Source organism: Prosthecobacter gellanilyticus (assembly GCF_007992435.1).
GTDB classification, from domain to species: domain Bacteria; phylum Verrucomicrobiota; class Verrucomicrobiia; order Verrucomicrobiales; family Verrucomicrobiaceae; genus Prosthecobacter; species Prosthecobacter gellanilyticus.
This window is the reverse complement of the sequence record NZ_BKAG01000113.1, coordinates 1-2,238: the sequence shown is the minus strand read 5'-3', so window position 1 is coordinate 2,238 and position 2,238 is coordinate 1. Positions and strand designations below refer to the sequence as shown.

The following is a 2,238-nucleotide window of genomic DNA, read 5'->3' as shown; positions in this document are numbered from 1 at the left end:
ACCGCCCACCGCCCACCGCCCACCGCCCACCGCCCACCGCCCCATCCCCGCAAATTCCCCGCTCCTTCGCGTCCAGGCATCGTATCTCCTCCCGCATTCCTCCATGACATCCCGACGTTCCCTCCCCTGGTTTCCTATTCTCATCGTCGTGCTCACCGCCATCGCCCTGGTCGCGGTCGGCATGCGGGAGGAGATGGAGCGTAACTTCAAAGGCTGGCTCATGAGCGCCATCCCGCTGCTCGCCTCCATCCTGCTCTTCCTTTGGTTCCTCATCACGCCGCGCTTTTCCTGGAAGACCCGCCTCATCGGCCTCTTCCTCGTCATCGCCACCGGTGTCGCTGCTAAACAATTGGTTCGCGTGGACGGCGTCATTGATGGCCGCGGCCTGCCCCGCTTCGCCTGGCGCTGGTCCACGAAAGCTCAGCCCGCCACCGCACCTCTGAAGGTGGATGACCCAAACACCACAGCTCCGAAGGACGACCCGCGCCTCGCCTCCGCGGCCGATGTGCCCCAGTTCTTCGGCCCGAACCGCGATGGCCTCGCCCCCGAAATCAAGCTCGCCACCGACTGGACCGCCACACCTCCGAAAGAGCTCTGGCGCCAGCCCATCGGTCCCGCCTGGTCCGCCTATGCCGTGGTGGGAGGCCGCGCCATCACCCAGGAGCAGCGCGGCGAGGACGAAGCCGTGACCTGCTATGAGCTCCTCACCGGCCGCCTGCTCTGGGCGCATGTGGACAAAGCACACTTCAGCCAGTGGCAGGGTGGTGAAGGCCCGCGCGGCACACCCATGGTCGACAAAGATCGCGTCTACACCTTCGGCGCCACCGGCATCCTGAACTGTCTCGACCTCGCCACCGGCAAGCCACACTGGCAGCGCCGCATCCTGGATGAAAACAAGCTCGCGAACATCGAGTGGGGTCTCAGCGCCTCACCACTCGTCGTGAATGACCTCGTCATCGTCAGCAGCGGCCGTCCAAATGGAGATGCCCAACCACCTTTGCTTCTAGCCTTCAAGATCGCGGACGGCACGGATGCCTGGCGCTCCGGTGAGGGCGAGGCCAGCTACTCCTCTCCCATGCTCGCCACCCTCGCTGGCAAACAGGTCATCCTCTATCAAGGTGCCCGCGGCCTCACCGCTCATGATCCCGCCACCGGCAGCATCCTCTTAACTCACCCCTGGGGAGATGAAAAATGGCCCCGCGCCTCCCAGCCTGTGGTCGTCCCCGGTGACCGCGTCTTCCTCTCCGCCGGTTACGGCATGGGCTGCTGCATGCTGCAGATCAAAGCCGAGGCCGATGGCAAACTCACCGCCACCGAGCTCTGGGCCAGCCTGAAGATGAAGACCCAGTTCAACTCCACCGCGCTGAAGGATAACCATCTTTATGGTCTCGATGACGGCCGCCTCACCTGTCTCGACCTCGCCACCGGCGACCGGCTCTGGAAAGAAGGCCGCTTCGCCTCCGGTCAAACCCTCCTCGCCGGTGACCTCGTCATCGTTCAGAGCGAGCCCGGGCCCGTCCACCTCTGCGCTGCCGATCCCGCCGGTTTTAAAGAGCTCGGCAAGCTCGCCGCCCTCGATGCCAAGACCTGGAACCATCCCGTGCTCGCCGGTCGCTATCTCCTCGTCCGCAACGACCGCGAAGCCGTCTGCTACGAACTGCCGGTGAAGTGATCCTCATCTCTCTCATCCCTCATCTCTCCCGTCGGAATGAACACAGATCTGATCACCGCAGCCGCACAAGCCACCCTCACCGGAAGCAAACCCTTTCCAGAGATCGTCGGCATGCTCATCGAGGCAGGCGTGGAGTTTTATCACGTGGACTACCTCGCGCTGAGCAAGACCTACTACAGTGGTGATGGCGCTATCGCGAGCACACCCATCCCACTGGAAGGTCTGCCACCTGTCGCGGCAGAGTTTGATGCAGCGGCCCTCCGCGCAAACATCCTGGACAGCCAGCAGAACGGCCAGAGCTGGCGGGACTTTACCCTCCGCGCCATGAAAGGCGGCGTGCAGGGCTACCTCGCCTTTCTTCGCGGCAAGCGCGTGACCTACCTCGGCCGCAACGGCGACCAGCACACGGAGTGGTTTCCGGGTGCGAAGCCGTGAAGGCCCTGGAGACGCGCTTGGACCTAATGCCGCTAAGCAATCCCGGGTTTGGAGCCTCGAAGAGGCGGCACTCCTCAGCCCAGGCCAACGGCCTGGGAGACGCGCCAACGCAACCTCGGTTACCCGACCTT

2 protein-coding genes are annotated in these 2,238 nt (G+C 64.2%); both read left to right on the top strand.

Going from position 1 to position 2,238, the window contains the following annotated elements:
• Positions 1 to 103 precede the first annotated feature (103 nt).
• Positions 104 to 1,672, top strand: a complete 1,569-nt coding sequence (locus BGE01nite_RS28685) for a PQQ-binding-like beta-propeller repeat protein (protein ID WP_146856374.1) — start codon at positions 104 to 106, stop codon at positions 1,670 to 1,672.
• Between the two features lie 36 nt (positions 1,673 to 1,708).
• Positions 1,709 to 2,107, top strand: coding sequence for a DUF1398 domain-containing protein (locus tag BGE01nite_RS28680; RefSeq protein ID WP_146856372.1), 399 nt, complete (start codon positions 1,709 to 1,711; stop codon positions 2,105 to 2,107).
• The last annotated feature ends 131 nt before the right edge of the window (positions 2,108 to 2,238 follow it).

What these genes read in the sequence shown, in the direction of transcription:
- BGE01nite_RS28685 (WP_146856374.1), top strand. Translation starts at nt 104, where the DNA reads ATGACATCCCGACGTTCCCTCCCCTGGTTTCCTATTCTCATCGTCGTG.
- BGE01nite_RS28680 (WP_146856372.1), top strand. Translation starts at nt 1,709, where the DNA reads ATGAACACAGATCTGATCACCGCAGCCGCACAAGCCACCCTCACCGGA.